Source organism: Paenarthrobacter sp. GQ52, assembly GCF_059759005.1.
In genome coordinates, this window is the sequence record NZ_JCAXEJ010000005.1 from 215985 (window position 1) to 238616 (window position 22632).

General features: G+C 62.0%; 18 protein-coding genes. 4 read left to right on the forward strand and 14 right to left on the reverse strand.

The genetic code is table 11. The features are described from left to right. Positions 1–8 precede the first annotated feature (8 nt). The 8 genes from AC6CH8_RS09625 to AC6CH8_RS09660 all read right to left on the reverse strand — a co-directional run bounded on the left by AC6CH8_RS09625 (position 9) and on the right by AC6CH8_RS09660 (position 9107). Positions 9–863: a shikimate dehydrogenase gene (locus AC6CH8_RS09625; RefSeq protein ID WP_498190171.1), complete on the reverse strand. Its 855-nt coding sequence runs from the start codon at positions 861–863 to the stop codon at positions 9–11. Further along, positions 860–2584, reverse strand: a complete 1725-nt coding sequence (mltG, locus tag AC6CH8_RS09630; protein ID WP_498190173.1) for an endolytic transglycosylase MltG — start codon at positions 2582–2584, stop codon at positions 860–862. The genes AC6CH8_RS09625 and mltG overlap by 4 nt, the downstream gene beginning before the upstream one ends. Continuing rightward, a complete protein-coding gene (gene ruvX, locus AC6CH8_RS09635) occupies positions 2581–3171 on the reverse strand; it encodes a Holliday junction resolvase RuvX (RefSeq protein WP_178992620.1) in 591 nt (196 codons plus the stop codon). Before ruvX ends, mltG begins: the two co-directional genes overlap by 4 nt. A 2-nt stretch (positions 3172–3173) precedes the next feature. Continuing rightward, a complete protein-coding gene (gene alaS, locus AC6CH8_RS09640; RefSeq protein WP_498190174.1) occupies positions 3174–5852 on the reverse strand; it encodes an alanine--tRNA ligase in 2679 nt (892 codons plus the stop codon). Positions 5853–5967: 115 nt separating this feature from the next. Beyond that, a complete protein-coding gene (locus tag AC6CH8_RS09645) occupies positions 5968–6198 on the reverse strand; it encodes a hypothetical protein (RefSeq protein ID WP_208295800.1) in 231 nt (76 codons plus the stop codon). A 54-nt stretch (positions 6199–6252) separates the two neighbouring features. Further along, entirely contained in the window at positions 6253–6627 is a 375-nt protein-coding gene (locus AC6CH8_RS09650) for a DUF948 domain-containing protein (RefSeq protein WP_017197541.1), read from the reverse strand. A 157-nt stretch (positions 6628–6784) separates the two neighbouring features. After that, entirely contained in the window at positions 6785–7405 is a 621-nt protein-coding gene (gene rpsD / locus AC6CH8_RS09655; RefSeq protein WP_011774968.1) for a 30S ribosomal protein S4, read from the reverse strand. 205 nt (positions 7406–7610) lie between these two features. After that, a complete protein-coding gene (locus AC6CH8_RS09660) occupies positions 7611–9107 on the reverse strand; it encodes a replication-associated recombination protein A (RefSeq protein ID WP_091467831.1) in 1497 nt (498 codons plus the stop codon). Between the two features lie 41 nt (positions 9108–9148). On the opposite strand from AC6CH8_RS09660, the gene AC6CH8_RS09665 reads away from it, so the two are divergent. Beyond that, positions 9149–9748, forward strand: a complete 600-nt coding sequence (locus tag AC6CH8_RS09665; protein WP_498190176.1) for a Vms1/Ankzf1 family peptidyl-tRNA hydrolase — start codon at positions 9149–9151, stop codon at positions 9746–9748. Here the strand turns inward: AC6CH8_RS09665 and AC6CH8_RS09670 are convergent. The 3 genes from AC6CH8_RS09670 to hisS all read right to left on the reverse strand — a co-directional run bounded on the left by AC6CH8_RS09670 (position 9745) and on the right by hisS (position 13860). Beyond that, positions 9745–10527, reverse strand: a complete 783-nt coding sequence (locus AC6CH8_RS09670; RefSeq protein WP_498190177.1) for a GNAT family N-acetyltransferase — start codon at positions 10525–10527, stop codon at positions 9745–9747. The genes AC6CH8_RS09665 and AC6CH8_RS09670 overlap by 4 nt on opposite strands. 67 nt (positions 10528–10594) lie before the next feature. Beyond that, the gene (aspS, locus tag AC6CH8_RS09675) at positions 10595–12400 is read right to left on the reverse strand and encodes an aspartate--tRNA ligase (RefSeq protein ID WP_178992614.1); all 1806 of its coding nucleotides are present in this window, start codon (positions 12398–12400) and stop codon (positions 10595–10597) included. Positions 12401–12510: 110 nt separating this feature from the next. Continuing rightward, positions 12511–13860 carry a histidine--tRNA ligase gene (gene hisS / locus AC6CH8_RS09680; protein WP_498190179.1) on the reverse strand — a complete coding sequence of 450 codons (1350 nt, stop codon included), beginning with the start codon at positions 13858–13860 and terminating at the stop codon, positions 12511–12513. A gap of 206 nt (positions 13861–14066) precedes the next feature. Between hisS and AC6CH8_RS09685 the strand changes: the two genes are divergently transcribed. From AC6CH8_RS09685 to AC6CH8_RS09695, 3 genes are all read left to right on the forward strand, one after another. Beyond that, a complete protein-coding gene (locus AC6CH8_RS09685) occupies positions 14067–14861 on the forward strand; it encodes a peptidylprolyl isomerase (RefSeq protein WP_498190181.1) in 795 nt (264 codons plus the stop codon). A gap of 66 nt (positions 14862–14927) precedes the next feature. Beyond that, positions 14928–16520: a DUF349 domain-containing protein gene (locus AC6CH8_RS09690; protein WP_498190183.1), complete on the forward strand. Its 1593-nt coding sequence runs from the start codon at positions 14928–14930 to the stop codon at positions 16518–16520. A gap of 102 nt (positions 16521–16622) precedes the next feature. Beyond that, positions 16623–17231: a hypothetical protein gene (locus tag AC6CH8_RS09695; protein ID WP_179016515.1), complete on the forward strand. Its 609-nt coding sequence runs from the start codon at positions 16623–16625 to the stop codon at positions 17229–17231. On the opposite strand, the gene AC6CH8_RS09700 is transcribed toward AC6CH8_RS09695, so the two are convergent. From AC6CH8_RS09700 to secD, 3 genes are all read right to left on the reverse strand, one after another. Continuing rightward, on the reverse strand, positions 17228–19621 hold the full coding sequence (locus tag AC6CH8_RS09700; protein WP_017197534.1) for a RelA/SpoT family protein: 2394 nt from the start codon (positions 19619–19621) through the stop codon (positions 17228–17230). The genes AC6CH8_RS09695 and AC6CH8_RS09700 overlap by 4 nt on opposite strands. Before the next feature lie 160 nt (positions 19622–19781). Further along, complete coding sequence (secF, locus tag AC6CH8_RS09705; protein WP_178992610.1) at positions 19782–20771, reverse strand: protein translocase subunit SecF; 990 nt, start codon at positions 20769–20771, stop codon at positions 19782–19784. Then, a complete protein-coding gene (secD, locus tag AC6CH8_RS09710) occupies positions 20771–22522 on the reverse strand; it encodes a protein translocase subunit SecD (protein WP_498190186.1) in 1752 nt (583 codons plus the stop codon). Before secD ends, secF begins: the two co-directional genes overlap by 1 nt. Positions 22523–22632 lie beyond the last annotated feature (110 nt).

Below are 22632 nucleotides of genomic sequence, written 5' to 3' on the forward strand. Positions count from 1 at the left end.
TAAGGCTTCTAGAACACTCGCCGGGGAAGCCCGACTGAGTCGCACATCACATCTATGACGGCGGCATCCACGTCACAGCCGCTGAAACGCCTGATCTGCTCGGCCGCCTGATACATCAGCATCTCCAGGCCCGGGACTACCGCTCCCCCGTGACCATGCCACACTTCCGCGAGGCGACTGGGCCAAGGATCGTAGGCAACATCCAGCAGGACTCCAGCCCCGGTGCCGGGCAACTCCGCAAGCTCCTCAGCCAACGAATCGGCAGCGCGAGGCGGGAACGTGGAGATCACCAGATCCGTGCCGGCCACAGCAGTTGCCGCTTCCGTCAGGGGCCGGATGGCCAGGGAAATTCCGACGGCGGCCGCGGCCGCTTGCGCATCGCCGGCACGTCCCGCGTCGCGAACGAAAACGTCGACGTGACGGGCCCCAAGTTCCTGCACAGCGGCTACAGCCGCAGCTGAGGTGCCACCGCCACCAAAGATGGCCGCGTGGGGTGCGGCTGCGACGCCCGCGTAGCGGACCGCTTCCACTATGCCGGCAACATCAGTGTTGTAACCCACCCGACGGACCTGTCCGGCGTCGTGCTCGAAAACCACCGTATTGATAACGCCCAGATGGGCGCCGGCGCCACGGACTTCGTCCACTTCCTTGACCATTGCCGACTTCAGCGGCATGGTGACCGAGAGGCCGCACCAAGCGTCATCTCCGCGGAGCGAGTCCATGAATGAAGGAAGCCGTTCCACAGTGACGTCGATGGCCGAGTACTCGATATCCACACCCAACTTGGCGTAGGCAGCTGAGTGCAGTGCCGGAGATTTCGAGTGTGAGATCGGGTGCCCCAGTACCGCGGCGCGACGACTCACACACACCGTCCCGCGTTGGCCTGGCACCATGCGTTGTACTGCTCAACGTAGGTGTTGTGCTCAGCCAACGTCTTGGAGAACTTGGTTTCCTTGCTGTCCAGGTTGATGGTCACCCAGTAGAGGTATTCATTCTGCGTTGGCTTGGCTGCAGCATCAATCGCCGTCTTTCCAGGCGAGCCAATAGGTCCTACCGGTAGCCCGACGTTGGCGTACGTGTTGTAGGCGTTGGACTTGTCGGCCTTTTCTTCCTCAGTGAGGTGGAACGACTTCTTGCCCAAGCCGTACGTCACAGTGGCATCGGACTGGATCAGGCCGCTGGTCTCTACGTTGTTGGGCTTGAGCCTGTTGTAAATGGCTCCGGCCACGTTCCCGTAATCTGCCTGACCACCTTCGGCCTGCACGATGCTGGCGATGGTTACGGTGTCGTACTGCTTGGCGGGGTCCGTAACACCCTGGGCTTTGAGTTCATCAAGGGTGGTGGTTACCAACTTCTGGATGATGTCCTTCGCGGGCGTCCCCAGCTCAAACCGGTATTCGCCCGGGGCAAGGAAGCCTTCCAGGTTCTTAGCCTTGGCAGGAACTCCGAACTGCGCCGGAGCCTGGTTCAAGGCGTTGAGCTGCTGCACGGGAATGCCGGAACCCTTGGAAATGGCCTCCAGTGACTCATTGATGCGCAAGCCGGCACTCAGAGCGAAATACATCACTTTGCCGGCGTCCTTGTTGACGAGGACAGCCACGGCGTCGGAATTCTTCATTTCGGTACGGAACGTGAAGTCGCCCGGAGACAGTTCCCCGCCTTCACTCAGGAACGCCTCAACAAAGGCATCGGAGTCTGCAACCACGCGGTTTTGAACGAGCTCGTTGGCTACGGCCTTGGGACCGGATCCCTCGGGTACGGTGATGGTCACCGATCCCGTTCCGGGACCCGGGTAATCGGTGACCCTATCCATGCCAAGCAGGGGCTTCAGGAACTGCGCACCAATGGCGATGGCGGCGACGAAGACACCCAGCGTGATCAGGAGAGCCAGGACACGACGACGGCGGCGGGCCTTCTTCGCGGCAGCCTTGGACGCCGGACTGGCAGCAGGGGCAATAAGGTCATGGTGGTGCTCATCATGGAGATGAACGTCATCGTGAAGTTCTTCGTGGATGTCCAGCTCATAGTGGCCGTCATGCGCAGCGAACTCGTGCTGGTTATGACCGTCGTCAATATCACCGTGATCAACGGCGGCGTGTTCACTGAAGGCGTGTTCACTGACCTCGTGTCCACTGACCTCGTGTCCACTGACCTCGTGTTCACTGGCCTCTTGGGCGTGGACTTCATCCTCGCGGACGTGGACGTCTGCCTCGTGCAGGTCCTCGTGATGACTTTCCGGCTCACCAAGCACCTGTGCTGCGTGCACCTCGGCGTCGCCGGCCTCCTCGACAGGCGGCGCGGGCGTTGGGGGTGCCACAGGAGTCGGGGGCGCGACAGGTGTTGGGGGCGCGACGGGTGTGGGGGGCGGCGTCGCGGGCGCAGGTTGCACGGCCGGGACTGGTCGGGGCAATTCCGGCTCAACTTCCGCCGAGGGAGCCGCCTCTCCCGGAGTCGCTTCAGGAACGGGCACCACATTGTGGTTCTGCGTGGCGAGGAATCGTTCACGCGCCCGCAGCTCTTTGCGGGTTAGCGACATACCGCCGCCGGCGGTACCGCTGGAGGGGTCGTTGTTGACCGGGCTCACAGTTGCAGTCCCCTCTTAGAAGAATCGGATTCACGGCCTGAGGCAGCCCGCAGCGTTGGGGCACTGCTGGGTTTCTCGGACTGCGCCGGTGCCTGCACTCGGCGGCCAACGTCCGTTCCTCGGGCTTTTTGCATGTCGATTGCGTGCTGAAGTATTCCAGCAGCGGCAACCTGATCAACCACTTTACGGTGGTTCTTGCTGCTCATGCCAGCTTCGTGCAGGTTGCGGTGTGCCGTAACAGTGGAAAGTCGCTCATCGACGAGGTTTACAGGAACGTCCAAACCGGCGCGCGAAAGCTCACTGGTAAGAAGGTCCGCGTAGTCCATGGCCATTTGGGCAGACGCGCGTTCCTCGCCCTTCATGGTTCGTGGTAGACCCACAAAAATCTGGACCGCCGGCAACTCCGCCGCGTGCTTGACCACTACGCGAACATCGGAGTTTTTCTTGCTGTCCCGCCCTACCGTCTTGAACGGCGTGGCCAATATCCCGTCGGGATCACAAATGGCCAGACCCACCCGGACGGTACCGACGTCTACCCCCAGCTTGATGCCGTGGGGGTAGACGCCGCTGTCAGTACTGGAATTCACCGTCAGCGCTTGGCTATCGCATCCACCACCGCTGTGAGGGCCTCGGAGACCTTCCCAGCGTCGGTGCCGCCGCCTTGGGCGACATCGTCCTTGCCGCCACCGCCACCACCGAGGATCCCTGCGGCCAGGCGGACAAGCATGCCGGCTTTTACGCCTGCTTCCCGGGCAGCCTCGTTAGTAGCGATCAGAATGACGGGCCGGTCATTGCTTACACCCGCAACAGCCACGGTGGAGGCCTCCGAACCCAGTCGATTACGCAGATCTAGGGCGAGGTTGCGCAGATCGTCAGCTCCGCCCACCTGACCGGCGTCGTGAGCTACCACCCGAACACCAGCGGCATCCTTGGCGGTACCCACCAGGTTTGCGGCCGCCGCTGCAAGTTGTTCCTTGCGGAGACGGTCAAGCTCCTTCTCCGTGGCCTTGAGCTTGTTCAGGGTGCTGGAGATGCGGTCAGCGAGTTGTCCGGACGGAACTTTCAAGAGTTCCGTGAGCTCGGAAACCAGAGCACGCTCGGCTGCCAAGTGACGGAATGCGTCCAAGCCAACAAAAGCCTCGACACGACGGTTTCCGGACCCAACAGACTGTTCGCCCAGCAAGGAAAGGCTGCCGATCAGGGAAGTGTTGGAAACGTGGGTGCCACCGCACAATTCGCGGGACCACGCGCCGTCGATCTCCACTACGCGGACTTCGCTGCCGTAGTTCTCACCGAACAGAGCCATGGCGCCCAGTGCTTTGGCTTCAGCGAGCCCCATGACTTTGGTGTCCACCCGGTAGTTGTTCCGGATGGCGATGTTGGAGACCTCTTCGATTTCAGACCGTGTGGCGGTGCTCAAACCCTCGCCCCAGGCGAAGTCGAAGCGAAGGTACCCGGCCTTGTTGTAGGAACCGCGCTGGGTAGCTTCCGGGCCCAGGATCTGGTGCAGTGCCGCATGCACAATGTGCGTGCCGGTGTGGGCCTGTTCGGCAGCATGGCGGCGTTCACGGTCGACGGCGGCGCGCACCAGCGCGTCGGAACCGATCTCACCTTCACGGACAATTGCTTTGTGCACGCTCAGGCCCTTGATGGGACGCTGTACGTCCAGGACCTCCACCACAAAACCATCGCCGGTGATGAGGCCGGTGTCAGCTGACTGGCCACCGGCTTCTGCATAGAACGGGGTTTCGTTGAGGACCAACTCAATCTCATCACCTGTGGAGGCATGCGCTACGGCACGGCCACCGCTGACGATGCCGCGGACCTTTGCCTCGCCCTCAAGTTCGTCGTATCCCGTAAAGACGGTCTCGCCCTTGCCGAGGAGCTCCTGGTAGGCGCTGAGGTCGGCGTGGCCGCCCTTCTTGCCCTTGGCATCGGCCTGGGCACGCTGGCGCTGCTCGAGCATGAGAGCACGGAAGCCTGGCTCGTCCACCTTGAGCCCGGCCTCTTCCGCCATTTCCAAGGTCAGGTCAATCGGGAAGCCGTAAGTGTCGTGCAAGGCGAAAGCGTCCGCGCCGGACAGGGGAACGCCGGCAGCCTTCGATTCGGCTACTGCATCCTCCAGGCGGGCCGTACCGGAAGCAATGGTGCGCAGGAACGCCTTTTCTTCGGCGTAGGCAATACGGCTGATGCGGGCAAAATCAGTCTCCACCACCGGGTATACGCCCTTCATGGCGTCGCGGGAGGCGGGAAGGAGGTCAGGCAGGCAAGCTTTTTCGACGCCGAGCAGGCGCATGGCGCGTACAGCGCGGCGGATGAGCCGGCGCAGCACGTAGCCACGGCCCTCATTGGAGGGTGCGACGCCGTCAGCGATGAGCATCAACGCAGAACGAATGTGGTCGCCAACGACGCGCATGCGGACATCGTCCGTGTGGTGCGGGTCTTCCGGAGATTCAGCCGAGGTGTACTCGCGGCCGGACAATTCAGCAGCTTTGTCGATGACCGGACGGACCTGATCGGTCTCATACATGTTTTCGACACCTTGGAGGATCATCGCGAGACGTTCCATACCCAAGCCGGTGTCAATGTTCTTCTGCGGCAGTTCACCAACGATGTCAAAGTCCACCTTGGAGCGGACGTTCTCGATCTGGTACTGCATGAACACGAGGTTCCAGATTTCGATGTAACGGGTCTCGTCGGCCAGGGGGCCGCCTTCGATTCCGTAGGCAGGGCCGCGGTCGTAATAGATCTCCGAGCAGGGGCCGGCCGGGCCTGGCTGGCCAGTTGACCAGTAGTTGTCAGCCTTGCCCATGCGCTGGATGCGCTCTGCCGGAATTCCGGTGTTCTTGAGCCACAGCTCCTTGGCTTCGTCGTCCTCTTCGTAGACAGTCACCCAAAGACGTTCGGCCGGAAGCCCGTAACCGCCGTCGTCAACACTGGTGGTGAGCAGCTCGAAAGCGAACTTGATGGCGTCTTCCTTGAAGTAATCGCCAAAGGAAAAGTTGCCACACATTTGGAAGAACGTGCCGTGGCGGGCGGTCTTGCCCACTTCCTCGATGTCTCCGGTGCGGATGCACTTCTGGACGCTCGTTGCACGGCTGTAGGGAGGCTCTTCGCGCGCGGTCAGGTAAGGAATGAAAGGCACCATTCCGGCCACAGTGAAGAGAAGTGACGGGTCGCTGGAAACGAGCGACGCGGAGGGAACGGCGGTGTGGCCCTTGTTGACAAAAAAGTCCACCCAGCGCTTGGTGATCTCCTGCGACTTCATTAGCTGATTACTTACCCTTCTCAATTCACTGCACACGATGTGCGCGGAACCGGCTGGTGCCGTTCCGCAGCTTTCCATTCTGCCCTGTTGAGGGCGTGGGGGCGAACCGCTCCCACTAGCGCCGAGCGGCTCCGGCGTCGTCGATCCCCAACGCTGCCCGCAAATCCTCTTCGCGTTGATGCATCCCTGTACGCACGGCGTCGGCAAAGTCGAACAGTCCGTCAGCCATCCGGCCGACGGCACGATTAAGGCCCTCCGGCCCAAGGTTTGCTTGCGCTTCGGTGATCTTACGGAAGGCAATGACGCCGATGGCGACGCCGATGCCCATCCAGACAATTCTCTTCATGAGGTTTCAGTCTCCCTGTAATTCAGCAGTTGGCTTGTTCGGCGGCTGACTTATTCAGCGGCTGCGACGGCCAGAGGAAGGCGTCCGGCGTCCGGCGAAGGCAGAACGAACGCCATAGCTGAAGGCAGCCACCTTGATCAGCGGTGAGCCTACCGTGGCTGCAACGAGCGAGGACAACGCGGAGATGTTGGCCGATGCATCGGAGACGTTGGAGGCGATGCCGTCAACCTTCTTCAACTGCTGGTTGGTGGTGGTGACCGTTGCAGTCACTTCATCCATCAGGGGCGTGGCGCCGTCGCTGATGGAACGGATGGAGGTCCGCACCTCGTCAAAGACGCCGCCCAGCTTCAAAATGGGCACGGCCAAAAGCAAGACGAGGAGTGCGAAGACTCCTGCTGCGATGAGGCCGGCGATGTCGCCACCAGACATAGAATTTCTCTCCTTGGATCGTTTCGCTGCCTCGCACCAGCCGGTTCACGGCTTTGGCCGAAGCCTCCCCAAGTACCTTACCTATTTGGACCGGTACCTTACATACAAAGAAGCCCGCGGCGTGTGCCACGGGCTTCTTTGTATGCGCTGCTTGAATTTAGCGAGCGTAGAATTCGACGACGAGCTGCTCTTCGCAGATCACGGGGACCTCGGAGCGCTTGGGGCGACGAACCAGGCGGGCCTGAAGGGCGTCAATCTTGACGTCCAGGTATGCCGGCACGTTGTTGAGCACGTGTGCGCCAGCGGCTGCCACCTGGAACGGGGGCATAACCTCGGAGCGGCTGTGAACGTGGATGAGCTGGCCTTCGCCAACGCGGAAGGACGGGCGGTCCACGCGGATGCCGTCAACCATGATGTGGCGGTGCACAACCAGCTGGCGGGCCTGTGCGATGGTGCGGGCGAAGCCTGCACGGAGCACGAGGGCGTCCAAACGCATTTCGAGCAGCTCAACCAGGTTTTCACCGGTGAGGCCCTTGGTGCGGCGTGCTTCTTCGAAGGCACGGGTCATCTGGGCTTCGCGGATGCCGTACTGGGCGCGCAGACGCTGCTTTTCGCGCAGACGTACGGCGTAGTCGGAGTCCTGCTTCTTGCGGGCACGGCCATGCTCGCCGGGGCCGTACGGACGGCGCTCCATGTACTTGGCGGCCTTGGGGGTCAGAGCAATGCCGAGTGCACGCGAAAGGCGTGCGGTACGGCGAGCACGAGTGTTGTTAGCCACTTGTGTCCTTCCAATTACTGCGGTGTGTCAGTGTTACTGGCCTCCATCAGGGAGAGCATCGGCCAACCGCTGCCTCTTGCTACTAGCCCGGGCGCACAGCACTATTGAAGAAATCTTCAAAGGGGTTGTGCGTCGGGCCATGCCAGACAAGCAATTATCCTATCACGCGCAGGGCCGCCACCCGCAGTTGGCCTGATCCTGCCGGCTACTCCCCGCGTACGATCTTGCGGAGCCGTTCCAGCCTGGCGGCAATATCCCGTTCAGCTCCGTTATTGGTGGGCTGGTAATAGTCCTTACCCACCAGGTCATCCGGCGGATACTGCTGGGTTGCCACACCGTGTGGTTCGTCGTGCGCGTACTTGTAGCTCTTGCCATGGCCCAACTGTTTGGCCCCGGGGTAGTGTGCGTCACGCAAATGCATGGGAATGCCGCCACCAAAACCTGCACGAACGTCGGCCACCGCTTTGTTCAAACCCATATAGGCGGCATTGGACTTGGGCGCAGTGGCCAGGTGGACCACGGCTTCGGCCAACACGATGCGGCCCTCCGGCATACCGATCAACTGCACTGCCTGCGCCGCCGCGACTGCAGTCTGCAACGCCGTGGGGTCGGCCATGCCAATATCCTCGGCCGCCGAGATCACGATCCGTCTCGCCACGAACCTTGGGTCCTCCCCGGCTTCAAGCATGCGTGCCAAATAGTGCAAGGCCGCGTCCACGTCCGAGCCCCGGATGGACTTGATGAACGCACTGGCCACATCGTAGTGCTGGTCGCCGGCGCGGTCGTAGCGAACGGCCGCCGCATCCAAGGCGCGTTCAGTATGCCGGAGTTCCACCAATACCGGAGCATCAGGCAGGCCGTCGTTGGCGAGTCCGGATTCGCCGTCGTCAGCGTCGCCCTCCCCTTCGGCCACTGTTGGGGCGTCATCCGAAATATCGACGGCGGTAGAGTCACCGAAGGCGACGCCGGCAGCTGCTTCCAGTGCTGTCAGCGCCCGTCGGGCATCACCGCCGGATAGCCGGACCAGGTGGTCCAATGCCTCGGGGCTAAGCTCCACACGGCCGGCAAGGCCGCGGGCGTCGGCCACAGCCCTCTGCAGCAGTCCCGAAATGTCGTCATCGGTGAGCGGCTTCAGGGTGAGCAGGAGTGAGCGTGACAGGAGCGGCGACACCACGGAGAAGGAAGGATTTTCCGTGGTTGCAGCTACCAGCACAACCCAGCGGTTCTCGACACCGGGCAGCAGTGCATCCTGTTGGGCCTTGTTAAAGCGATGAATCTCGTCGAGGAAGAGAACCGTGGTTTTCTTGTACAGGTCCCGGGCCGTCAGGGCCTCGTCCATGACGCGCCGGACGTCCTTGACTCCGGCGGTGATTGCCGACAACTCAACGAACTTACGTCCGGGTCCGCGCGCGATCACGTGGGCGAGCGTGGTCTTCCCTGTCCCGGGAGGCCCCCAAAGGATCACCGAGCTCGGACCCGCCGGGCCGGCAGCCTCAGCACCCGCTGCCAGTTGCCGCAAAGGCGAACCTTGCCCCAGGAGGTGCTGCTGCCCTACCACCTCGTCCAGCGACCGGGGACGCATTCTTACCGCCAGTGGACTGCGTTGGGAAGCCATCCAATGAGCATCGGAGGGACCCCCTGACGCAGGCAGATCCTCCGACTCGTCGTCGTCAACTGCACCGGCACCAAAGAGATCTTCCACATGGATAGGCTACTCATAGTTCCAGCAAAGGAGACATCGACGTGGATCGCCGAGCATCTGCCCCGCACCAGCCTTCCGGCAGGCGGACCGCTTTGGTGCCCGCGGCCAGGTTGCAGGGTTGGGCCGACCGGTTCGCGGCGAGCCACGGCGCCGTTGCTGAAGACCTCGACGACGGTGGGCTGCTCCTGCGGGCAGCCGACGGTGCGACTGCAATGTTGAAGGCCCCTTGGCCGGCTGACGGACGTCCGGGACGGGGCGGTACTGAGCTGGAACGCCTGGCTTCGCTTGCGAACCAGGAAAGGCGGCTTGGACTGCTCCTTATTCGCAGGGGCGGCTACGCCATAGCTGCTGCCAGCGGTTCCACGATCCTGGCTTCGAAGAGCGGCAGTCGTTTCCTCGAAGCCAAAGCCACGGCAGAACAGGCTTCCCGCATCTTCAACGAACACCGCATTGAGTACATCGTCCCGGGCGGCGACCGCGTCCTGGTGGATCAGCTTCTCTCCCAGCCCTTGCTCAAAGCCATAGCAGGGCGGACTCGCTTAGCCTTCCTGGACATTCAAGGGCCAAAGACTGCCGTGCTGGCGAAAGCGGCTGCCGACGCCTGCTCCGTGCGCATTACGGTCACCGACCCGCCAACCTAGCAGCCGCTGGACGCACGCCTCAGCGGCGCCTGCCGGTACAGGTAGCTGCCGGAGTGGGCGAAACCTGCTTGCGAGTACAGTATCTGCGCTCCACGATTGGCCTCGGTGACAAGGAGCCAGAATCCCTTAAGATCCTGCCGGGTCCCGGCGTGCAACAACGCAGTCAGCACGTCCGTCCCATAGCCGCGCCTGCGGTGCCCGGCCGACGTCGCCATGCTGTAAATTCCGCCCCAACCATCCACCAGGGCGAGACGTCCGACGGCGGCGGGGACGCCGTCGTCGTCCCTCACCATTGCGTACAGCGCCGGACAGCCGGTGAGAATCTTATGGGCGACGGACAGTTCTGCACTACCGCCACGGCCGTCCACGGACCACCAGACGCGCAGCCATTCTTCGGAGGGCTCATCAGCCAGTTCAACGTTCCGTCCCGAACTGCTGACCGGCAGCTCATCCATGCCGCGGACCATGATCCTTGTTGCGGATTGCCTGGTGAAGCGTTGCTCATCCAGGACAGCATTGAGTCCGGCACTGCGGGAGTCGTCGAACACCTGGAAGATCAAGGGAAGGCGACGATGCCGATACCACTCCGCTGCTGCACGCACGGCTCGTGTGATGCCCGGCTTGCCGTTCGGGCCGCCGCCCGAGGTGCTTGGCCACACGGAGTTAGCCCTCTGGGTCACTCCGCCCGAAGCACGGAGGACCCACTCCCCCGATTTTTCACGCTCAAGGGCGGGCCAGGCCTTGTCCATAAGTGTTTCCAGGACTGCTTGCTCCATCATGCGGGTCTCCCTGTGGCTGGAACGCAAAAAGCTCCCCACAACAGTGAGGAGCCTTTTGGGCAGAAACTTACTCGGACTTGGTTTCCGGCTTGGCTGCGGGCTTGGACTCCGACTTGACCTCCGGCTTGAAGTCGACGCCGGCTTCCTTGCGCTGCTGCGGCGTGATCGGTGCCGGCGCCGCGGTCAGGGGGTCGTAGCCGTTGCCCGACTTCGGGAAGGCAATGACGTCGCGGATCGACTCGACGCCGGCCAGCAAAGCAACCACACGGTCCCAGCCCAGGGCCATTCCGCCGTGCGGAGGTGCGCCGTACTTGAAACCCTCGAGCAGGAAGCCGAACTTGGTTTCGGCGTCTTCCTTGTCCAGGCCCATGAGCTGGAAGACGCGTTCCTGTACTTCGCGCTCATGGATACGGATGGAACCGCCGCCGATCTCGTTGCCGTTGCAGACGATGTCGTAGGCGTAGGAGAGCGCCGATTCCGGGTCCTTGTCGAAGGTGTCCAGGAACTCGGGCTTTGGCGAGGTGAAGGCGTGGTGCACAGCCGTCCACTGGCCACCGCCCACTGCAACGTCACCGGACGCGACAGCCGCGGCCGCGGGTTCGAACATGGGAGCGTCCACGATCCAGACGAAAGCCCAGTCCTTGGGGTCGATCAGGCCGGTGCGGTGACCGATTTCAACGCGGGCAGCACCCAGCAGGGCGCGGGCTGCGGACTTTTCGCCTGCCGCGAAGAAGATGCAGTCGCCGGGCTTGGCGCCAACAGCGTCCGCCAGGCCTTCGCGCTCGGCCTCGGTCAGGTTCTTGGCCACCGGGCCAGCCAACTCGCCGTCTTCCTTGAACAGAACATAGGCCAGGCCCTTGTGCCCGCGCTGCTTGGCAAATTCCTGCCAACCGTCCAGGGTACGGCGCGGCTGGGAAGCGCCACCGGGCATCACGACGGCGCCCACGTACGGCGCCTTGAAGACACCGAAGTTGGTGTCCTTGAAGAACTCGGTGAGCTCAGTCAGTTCAACGCCGAAACGCAGGTCCGGCTTGTCCGAGCCGTACTTGGCCATGGCGTCCAAGTACGTCATACGGCGGATCGGGGTGGGGATCTCGACGTCGATCAGCTGCCACAAGGCCTTGACGATTGCCTCGCCGAGCTCAATGACGTCGTCCTGGTCCACGAAGCTGGCTTCGATGTCCAGCTGCGTGAATTCCGGCTGCCGGTCCGCGCGGAAATCCTCATCACGGTAGCAGCGGGCAATCTGGTAGTACTTCTCGAAGCCGCCCACTTGGAGGAGCTGCTTGAAAAGCTGCGGCGACTGCGGAAGGGCGTACCAGGAACCCGGCGCCAGACGTGCCGGGACCACGAAGTCACGGGCGCCTTCCGGCGTCGAACGCGTCAGCGTGGGGGTCTCGATTTCGACGTAGCCCCGCTGGTGGAGGAGTTCACGTGCCACACGGTTCGCCTCGGAACGCAGACGCATGTTGCGGGCGGGGCCGGGGCGGCGGAGGTCAAGGTAGCGGTGCTTGAGACGGGCTTCCTCGCCGACCTCCACGTGTTCGTCGATCTGGAACGGCAGGGGTTCGGAGGTGTTGAGGATGACAACCTTGTCCGCGATGACCTCTATCTCACCCGTAGCCAACGCAGGGTTCTCATTGCCTTCAGGACGCTTGTTGACAGTACCCGTCACCTGCAGGACGTACTCATTCCGCAAGCCGTGGAAGACCTCTTCCTCACGGACAACCACCTGGGCTACACCGGACGCATCACGCAGGTCAACGAATGCAACGCCACCGTGATCACGGCGGCGCCCCACCCAGCCGGCCAGGGTAACGGTTTGTCCAATGTGCTCGGAGCGAAGAGATCCGAGGTCATGTGTGCGCAGCACAGCATTCCTTTCAGCATGAAATATAGGGGGATCGTTGCAAAGACGATCCCGTCCGAGTTTACCCGCCCCCGCCACAGCTCATGCCACGAGGACGGAACAATGGATGTTTCCTAGCCCGCGGTGGTAACGCGGACGTACAAATCCTCTTCAGAGGGCGTCCAGCTGGCGGGGTCGGCGTCAACCTGTTCCCCCGAACGGATGTCCTTGACCTGGTGGTTGCCGTCGTCGTCGGTGAACCAGACGAAAGGGATGCCCCGGCGATCAGCGAACTTAATCTGCTTTCCGAACTTCTCGGCCTTGGCGGCCACCTCCGTGGCAATCCCCCGGCCCCGCAATTGGGCTGCAATGTCCTGCGCAGCCGACCAGCTGTCGTCCGAGTTCAGGGCGACCAGTACCGCCGTAGGCACAGAACGCGACGCTGTGGCCAGTTCCTGGCTGAGGATGCGGGAAACAAGCCGCGTCACGCCGATGGAAAGTCCGACGCCGGGGAACTTGCGGTTGCCCTTGCTGGCAAGTGCGTCATAGCGGCCTCCGGAGCAAATGGAACCCAGCTGCTCGTGGCCCACAAGCACCGTCTCAACCACGGTCCCCGTGTAGTAGTCCAGGCCGCGGGCGATGCTGAGGTCTGCCACTACCTTGCCGGGAGCGCGCTGGACTGCCGCCTGGATGACCTGCTCAAGTTCATTGAGGCCCTCTTCAAGGAGATCGTCCTTCACTCCCAGCGCACGGACCTGGTCCACGAAGGAGGTGTCTTCCGTACGGATCGTGGCCAATTCGAGGGCAAGACCGGCCTGTTCATCAGTAGCACCAAGCTCGCTCTTCAACAGCTCCGCCACCTTCGCGGCGCCGACCTTTTCCAGTTTGTCGATGCTACGCAGTACTCCGGCCGTGTCCGTCAGCCCAATGCCGCGATAGAAGCCTTCGGCCAGCTTGCGGTTGTTGATCCGGAGCCGGAAGTCCGGGATCGGCAGGGCGCTAAGGGCCTCAGCGATGACCAGCGCGATTTCGACGTCGTAGCGGAACGGCAGTTCGCCGTCGCCCACAACATCGATGTCTGCCTGGGTGAACTCGCGTGCCCGGCCTTCCTGCGGCCGCTCGCCCCGCCAGACCTTCTGGATCTGGTACCGGCGGAAGGGAAATGCCAGGTACCCGGCGTTCTCCACCACGTAGCGGGCGAAGGGAACGGTCAGGTCGAAGTGGAGGGCCAAGGCGTTCGGGTCAGCCTTGTCGGATTTAGCAGCCTCGCCCTCATCGTCCTGGAGCCTGCTCAGGCCATAGACCTCTTTGTCGATCTCGCCTTTGCGAAGCAACTGGCCCACGGTCTCAACAGCGCGGGTCTCAATGGAAGAAAAGCCGTGTAGCTCAAACGTCTTCCGGAGCGTATCCAGCACATGGAGCTCCACCAACCGCTCCTGGGGAAGCCACTCGGGGAATCCGGACAGGGAGGCGGTACGTGCCATGGTGGAAAAGTCTCCTCGAAGAAAGCTGAAACTGGCTTTGCACCGCAGCTTTAAACACCCTTTCGGCGTTTACAGGGCGGGCGTCCAGCCGGTCATGCATAAACTATGTGCGGCAGCCAGTTTATGCTTTCCGCGCGTGCACATCTAATGCAGCATGCCCGGTTCCTGTCGGCAGCCACCCAAAGTGGACACAATCAGGAGGACTCTTGGCAACAAGGTCGCGGGATGACCGCGAAGCGAAACGGCGCATTAGGCAGATGGAAGCGAAGCGTGCCCTGCGGCAGGAACAGGGCAAACGACGCAAACGTGACAACACCATCGCCGTGAGTGCAGCTGGCGTTGCAGTGGTTCTGGCCGTAGTGCTGCAACTGACCGTCTTCAGTTCCAACCCCACCGAGGCAGAGTTCGCCGCCGCGGAGGCCGGGCTCAGTTCGCCCTCCGCTTCCCCGTCCGCTTCCAACAGCGCAGACATTCCCAGCCCTGATACGGCTGCCGGAAAGACCTTCACGGGCGAGTTGGCCTTGAACAGCGGTGTTGTCGGTTTGGAACTCAACGGAACCGCCGCTCCGCAAGCTGCTGCCGTGTTCAAGTCCCTGAGCGACGCCAGCTACTACAACGGAGCGTTCTGCCACCGGCTGACAACGTCCGAAACGTTTGGCCTCCTCCAATGCGGAGCCAAATCCGAAGACGGCGCAGACGACGCAAATTATCGGTGGGGGCCACTGGAAAATACCCCCGCAGACAACAAGTACCCTGCAGGGACGATTGCCGTTGCCCGCACCGGCAACGATGCCTATGGAAACGGACACCAATTCTTCATCGTCTACAAGGACACCACCATTCCGGCTGATACCGCAGGCGGATACACCGTGGTCGGCAAGGTGACCAGCGGCCTGGACGTGGTCACCAAGATCGCCGCAGCAGGCCTTAAGCCCGGTGAAAACGCCACCGACGGCGCCCCTGTGGCACCTGTCACGATAGACTCGTTTTCTCTGAAGTAACCAGCTCCAGGCCCGGCCTGCGGTGCATTACCTGAGCAGTTCCCTCCAAGCGAAAGACTTTTAGCGGTGACAGACAGTCAGAAATCCGACGAAACAGCAGTAGTGGCCAACCAAGACACAGTCGAGGCAACCGGCACCAACGGTACCGAGGCACCGGCTCCGGCGGAGCCCACTCCAGCCAACGAAGCAACTCCGGCTGCCGAATCAGCTCCGGTGGAGGCCGCCCCAGCCGCGGAAACTGCTCCGGCTGCCGCGGAAACACCGGAAGAGGCGCCGGTCGCAGAACCCGCAGCCCCTGCCGCTCCACGTCCGACGCCTTCCGCGGCGCCGTCCCCCGCGGCCTTCGCGGCCCGGCCCAAGGCTCCTGCCGCCGTCGTACCTGCCGCCCCGGCGGTCTCCGCTGCCTCACTGGCCGAGGCCGCCAAATGGGGACGGGCTGAAGGTGATGGCCACGTCTTCCTGACGCTGGATGGTGAGGAAATCCCTGTCGGTCAGTACCCGGGTGTCAGCACCGACGAAGCACTTGGCTACTTTGCCCGTAAGTTCGACGACATCATCGCGCAGGTGGTTCTCCTGGAACACCGCGTGGAGTCCAAGGCTCCTGCCACGGACATGCAGAAGACGGTCACTCATTTGCGCGAGCAACTTGCGGAACGCAACATGGTGGGTGACATCCGTGCTGCTGAGGCCCGCTTGGACGCCCTGTCAGCCCAGATCGTAGAACTCGAGAAGTCCGAGAAGGCTGCCCACGAGGCGGTGCGCGCCAACGAACTCGCCGCGCGCGAAGCAATTGTTGCCGAAGCTGAGACCATTGCCGGCCAAGATCCTGCGCAGATTCAGTGGAAGACTTCAAGCGCACGCATGAACGAGTTGTTTGAAACCTGGAAAGCCGCACAAAAGAGCGGGGTCAGGCTTGGCCGTAGTAACGAAGACGCACTGTGGAAGCGTTTCCGCTCGGCACGCACTGTATTTGATCGTCACCGCCGCGCATACTTCTCGCAGCTTGACAGCAATAACTCCGCGGCAAAGTCAGCCAAGGAGGCCTTGATCGCGGAGGCCGAGGCGCTTTCAACGTCTACCGACTGGGGGTTCGCAGCCGGCGAGTACCGCAGGCTGATGGACCAGTGGAAGACCACTCCGCGTGCAAGCCGCAAGGACGATGACGCTCTCTGGGGCCGGTTCCGCGCCGCCCAGGACGTCTTCTTCAGCAACCGCCAGGCCGCCAACGAGCAAATCGACCAGGAATACACTGCGAACCTGGCCGTCAAGGAACAGTTGGTGGCTGAGGCGCAGGCGCTCCTGCCCATCAACGACCTCAACGCCGCCAAGAAGGCTCTGCAGTCCATCAGGGACCGTTGGGAAGATGCCGGCAAGGTTCCCCGCGCCGACATGGGGCGGATTGAGGCCGGGCTTCGCAAGGTCGAAGATGCGGTCCGTGAAGCCGAGGAAGAAAAGTGGCGCCGGAGCAACCCGGAAACCAAGGCCCGCACCAACAGCGCCTTGTCACAGCTTGAATCGGCTATTGCAGGCCTCAAGGACGATCTGGAGAAGGCCGAGAAGGCCGGCGACCAGCGCCGTATCAAGGCCGCCCGAGAGGCTCTGGAAGCTCGCCAGGCATGGCTTGACCAGATCCAGCGCTCGGCAAGCGACCTCGCCTAGAGGACTCCGGGCCAAAATCTTTCCTGCAGGCTCCGTTCCGGTTATCCACATAACCGGGACGGAGCCTGTACTCGTAGGGTGGCCGCACGGAATGATCGATGAATGGTCCCCGCTGTCAACGCCCCGCATTTACTGGAGCCGGTCATCTCCGAGCTCTACTCCCCCAGCCGCATCTTTACGTGGAACGAACTGCAAAGTATGGCGTTCGATGGCATCCTGCTGCCCCTGTACGGGAAGAGTTACGCCTCCCCTGGTGTTGCTGTCACTCACCGCCTCAGAGCCCGTGCAGCGGCGCTCACAGTCCCGGAAAGAATCCGAACCAAGGTTGTGGCCGGCCGGCTCACGGCAGCATGGATCTACGGTTGCGCCAATCCGCCCGAGCACCTGTCACTACTGGTCGATGCAAAACATCGCATATCCAGCCTGCGGGGAACCACACAATGTAGTCTCCATGAGGTTCGGCTGGGTCAGATGGACGTGGTCAGTCTCGGAGGAATGCTGGTCAGCAGCCCACTACGTACCGCGGCGGACATCGCCCTCCACGTCGAACCCGATCGCGCGCTGCCGGCGTTGAAGCGCCTTCTTGAACGCGAGGAGCTTGGCATCAGGCTGCGGCTGCTCACCCTGGCCGTCGAGACGGCTCCCCGAGTGCCACATAAGAAGCGTGCCTTGGCAACACTGGGCCAGCTGGCTTCCTCAGATCCGGGCTAGCTGCGACGGCGGTTTCCCGTGGTGCGATACACGTCAAAAACGCCATCAATGCGGCGAACCGCGTTCAAGACGTGATGCAGGTACTTCGGATCGCCCATTTCGAAGGCAAACTTCGAGATCGCCACCCTGTCACTCGACGTATGAACCGACGCGGCCAGGATGTTCACATGGTTCTCGGACAAGATACGGGTCACGTCGGACAGCAGGGACTTCCTGTCCAAAGCTTCCACCTGAATCTCCACCAGGAACACGCTCGACTGGGTGGGTGCCCACTCAACTTCAACAATTCTGTCCGGCTGGTCACGAAGACCCGAGACATTGGTGCAGTCAGTTCGGTGGACAGAAACTCCTGATCCACGCGTTACGAAGCCCAGGATGGGGTCCGGTGGTACCGGGGTGCAACACCGGGCCAGCTTGACCCACACATCACCCACGCCGCGCACGATGACGCCCGAATCCGAGAACTTCGACTTCGCAACCTGGGTAGGAATACTGACTTCATCGAGGTCTTCGTCGGGTGTTTCATGACCACCCAAGTGCTCCACGAGCTTTTCCATGACGGACTGGGCCGAGGTGTGCCCGTCGCCAACGCCCGCATACAGCCCGGAGATGTCTACATAGTGGAAGTCCTCCGCCACCGCGGACAAAGCGTCGTGCGTCATCAGGCGTTGCAAGGGCAGGTTCTGCTTCCGCATCGCCCGCGTCAGCATGTCCTTGCCGCGTTCAATGGCTTCTTCGCGGCGTTCCTTGGTGAACCATTGGCGGATTTTATTGCGTGCCCGCGCCGACTTGACGAAGTGCTGCCAGTCCTGGCTGGGCCCGGCGCCTTCCGCCTTGGAGGTGAAGATCTCTACCCAGTCGCCATGGTTCAGCTCGCTGTTGAGCGGAACCAATTTGCCATTGACGCGGGCACCAATGGTTCGGTGGCCCACCTCCGTGTGCACGGCGTAGGCGAAGTCCACAGGGGTTGATCCGGCCGGAAGGGCCATGACCTCACCCTTTGGCGTGAAAACAAACACTTCCCGGGCGTTGATCTCGTAGCGGAGCGAATCCAGGAATTCTCCGGGATCCGACGTCTCCTGCTGCCAGTCCACCAGCGACCGCAGCCAGCCCATGTCGCCGTCACGAGGGCTGCCCGGTCCTTGCGCGGTGCGGTTGGGCTGGTCCTTGTACTTCCAGTGGGCTGCCACACCGTATTCTGCACGGCGGTGCATCTCGTGGGTGCGGATCTGGATTTCCACAGGCTTGCCACCCGGGCCAATCACCGTTGTATGCAGTGATTGGTACATGTTGAACTTGGGCATCGCGATGTAGTCCTTGAACCGGCCCGGAAGGGGGTTCCACCGCGAATGCAGCGTCCCCAAGGCGGCGTAGCAATCACGAACCGAATCAACCAGGACACGCACGCCCATGAGGTCGTTGATGTCGTCGAAGTCTTTGTCCCGGACGATCATCTTCTGATAAATCGAGTAGTAGTGCTTGGGCCGGCCAGTTATGGTCGCTTTGATTCGTGCCGTTCGAAGGTCATCCGCTATCTGGTTGCGGATGACGCTGAGGCTCTTTTCCCGCTCCGGCGTGCGGTCGCCCACCATGCGCACGATTTCCTCGTACACCTTGGGATACAGCGCAGCGAAGGAGAGATCCTCCAGTTCCCACTTGATGGTGTTCATACCCAGGCGATGAGCCAGGGGTGCGAAGATCTCCAGGGTTTCACGGGCTTTGCGCGATGAAGACTCTGCTGAAACGAACCGCCAAGTGCGCGCATTGTGGAGGCGGTCTGCAAGCTTGATCATCAGGACACGGATGTCCTTGGCCATCGCGACCACCATCTTGCGAACGGTTTCCGACTGCGCAGCCTCGCCAAAACTGACTTTATCCAGCTTGGTGACGCCATCCACCAACATGGCAACTTCGGGTCCGAAGTCCCGCGTGAGGTCAGCCAGTGTGTAGGGGGTGTCCTCTACTGTGTCGTGAAGCAACGCTGCTGCCAGAGTAGTCCCGGTCATGCCGAGTTCAGCCAGGATGGTGGCCACGGCCACCGGATGGGTGATGTACGGATCACCGCTCTTGCGCTTCTGACCCTGGTGGCTCTGCTCTGCCACTGCGAAGGCGCGTTGGATCAGGTCGAAGTCCTCTTTGGGATTGTTCGCCCGGACCGTTCGCAGCAGTGGCTCCAGGATCGGCGAGTACGGAGCGATTCCCCGTCCCGTCAGGCGGGCAAGCCGGGAACGCGTACGCTCCCGCCGTCCCGGGAAGGTGGGACGCGCGCCGGGAGCATCGACCGGAACCGCAGCTGCAGTCCGTCCGGGCACACTCGTTGCCGGAACTGCCACAGTCTTGCGGCCGTCATCCCCGCCCGCCGGTGGTGCCGACGTCGCACGTTCTTCCACAGAAGTACCCCTCACAACCGATTTAATTCTCCCAGTCTATTCCCGCAGGTGAATGCTTCTGCAACCGGGCAGCACATGACGATGACGCAGGCAAGTCAAAGAGCCGGCCTCCGCAGTCGCGCGGAGGCCGGCTCCCGGCCAAACAACGGTACTTAAAACCCTAGACGGTGGCTTCAGTCCTGCGGTGGGCAACCTTCTTGGCTTGCTTGACGAGGTCGGGCTCGCTCTGGCGGAGCCACGCGTACAGCGGTGCCGCAATGAAGATCGTGGCCGCGGTACCAATGAGGATACCCACGAACAACGCCAGGGAAAGATCGCGAAGTGTGCCCGCGCCCAGAAGCCCGGCACCAATGAAGAGGATTGCCGCCACCGGGAGGACGGCCACCATCATGGTGTTGATGGAGCGGACCAAGGTTTGGTTGACGGCCAGGTTGACCTCTTCACTGAACGTCCGGCGGGTGGAGGTGGAGATGTCCGAGGTGTTCTCACGGATCTTGTCGAAGACCACCACGGTGTCATACAACGAGTAGCTGAGGACCGTCAGGAAGCCGATGATCGCCGAAGGCGTCACTTCGAAGTCGCTCAGGGCGTAGACGCCCGCCGTGGTGAACATGGTGACCAGCATGCCGACGAGTGCCGACAAGGACATCTTCCAGGTCCTGAAGTACAGCGCCATCAGGACAGCGGCCAAGGCAACAAAGACCACCAGGCCGATGAGGGCCTGGCGAGTGACATCCTGACCCCAGGTTGGGCCCACGAAGTTGGATGTCACTTCGTTTTCCGTCACGCCGTAGGCGCTGGTGAGGCCATCCTTGATCCGGTTCGTCTCGTCATCGGTCAGCTGATCCGTTTGGATCCGCATGGTGTTGCCTGCCACGTTGGCAACGCGGGGAATGGCATCGGGCACGATGTCGTGGACGGCCTTTTCGCCCAGGCTTGCATCAGTGGTGCTGACATTTGAAACAGTGAACTCGGAGCCGCCACGGAATTCGATTCCAAGGTTGAAACCGCCCTTGACCACCGGAATCAGGATGGAGAGTGCCACGGCGACCGCCGCAATGATGAACCAGATTTTCTTGGAATTGACGAAGTTGTACGAGCGCTTGCCCGTGTATAGCTCGTGGCCGAAGGTTGCGAAGCTCGTGGTCATTACTTCTCCTCCTTGGTGCCGTTGGAAGTACCAGTGAGCTGGCCCTTCTCGGCAAGGCGCCTCTCGGCGATGGTCATGCGTCGTTCGGCTTCGGCTGCCGCGCCGGTGTTGCGTGCGCGAACCACGGCAGGCTTTTCCTCAGGCGTACGGAGGCGGCCCGCGCCCCGGTAAAGGGGAACTGCGCCGAGACGGTCCGGGGAAAGCCCTGAGAAACGGTGCCCTTCGCCAAAGAACTTGGTGCGGGCAAGGACCTGCAGCATGGGGTGCGTAAACATGAACACCACCAGGAGGTCAGCCAGGGCCGTCAGGCCGAGGGTGAAGGCAAAGCCACGTACGTTGCCGACAGCTACGAAATAGAGGACCAGAGCGGCAAGGAGGTTGACGGCCTTGGAAGCCAGCACGGTGCGCTTGGCCCGCTTCCAACCATTCTCGACGGCGGACACCAGGCCACGGCCCTCGCGCAGCTCATCCCTGATGCGTTCGAAGTAGACGATAAACGAGTCAGCAGTCTGGCCAATGGCCACGATCAGGCCCGCCACACCTGCCAGGGAGAGACGATAGTTTTCCGTCCACCCAAGGATGGCAATGGCGAGATAGGTCAGCACACCAGCCACCACAAGGGACGCGATGGTGACAAGGCCCAAAGCGCGGTACTGGAACAGGGAGTACACAACCACCAGCAACAGACCGATCATGCCTGCCAGCAAGCCGAGGCGAAGTTGGTCGCCACCGAGGGTGGCCGAAATCTGCTCTTGTGATTGGATCTCGAAGCTGATGGGCAGCGCGCCGTAGCGCAACTGGTCAGACAAAGCCTTCGCCGACGCCTGGGTGAAGTTACCCGTGATCCGCGGCTTGCCATCAGTGATGACAGCAAGGGCTCGCGGGGCGGAAAGTACTTTGTCGTCCAGGACAATGGCGAACTGTGACTTGGGATCGTCAGTACCCTGGGCCTGCGCTGCAGCATAGAACTGGTTGAGGCGTTCAGTTACGGCCTTGAACTTTGCGGTTGCATCCGAGTTGAAGACAATGTTGACACCCCAGGAATTCGTCACGGAGCCCTGGGCACCCTGGACCTGGGTAAAGCTGGAATCGCTGATGTCCTGCCCCTTGACCTCAACGGGCCCGAGGATGTACTTGATGGCCGGAGTCGTCGCAGTGGCAGCCTCGCAGGTTACCAGCGGTTTGGCCGGATCTGACCGATCGCGTTTTTCAGCCGAAGGATTAACGCAGTCGAGTGCTTCGAATTCCTTCTGGACTTCCGGGGTGATCCAGTTGACATCACTCGCGTTGGCCGGCTCCGCGGTCGGCTTGTTCAGCTGATCCTCAGGAGTGCGCTGCTCAGCCGGTATAGCTGCCGGGTCACCGTAAGTGATGACCGGGCGGAAGTTCATGTCAGCCGAAGCCTGGATCAGGTCGCGGGTTTCCTTCGACGGTGTTCCCGGAAGGCTGACCACCACGTTGCGGCCGGACTGCGTGCTGATTTCGGCTTCAGCAACACCGGAACCATCTACTCGCTGCCGGATGATGGCAACTGCCTGGTTGAGTTGCTCCTCATTGATCTCGCTGGAACCCTCCACCCGGGGTGCCAGGATCATCTGGGTTCCGCCTTCAAGGTCCAGAGCAAGCTTCGGAGCCCAACTGGCGTTGCCAGTCACTACTCCGCCAGCAAGGACAGCGGTTAATACAACGAAAATTGCTCCAAGCCAGGTCAGCACCCTGCGGGCTGAGTTTTTGGGGCCGGTCCGTGCCATTATCGATCTTCCTGTTATCGCCGGACAGCCGCCGGCCGACGCTGGTGAGCGTCTGCCGGCGGCTCTCCGCTGCCGTAGAAGTTGCCTTGCGCGGTGTCGCCGCGACTGAC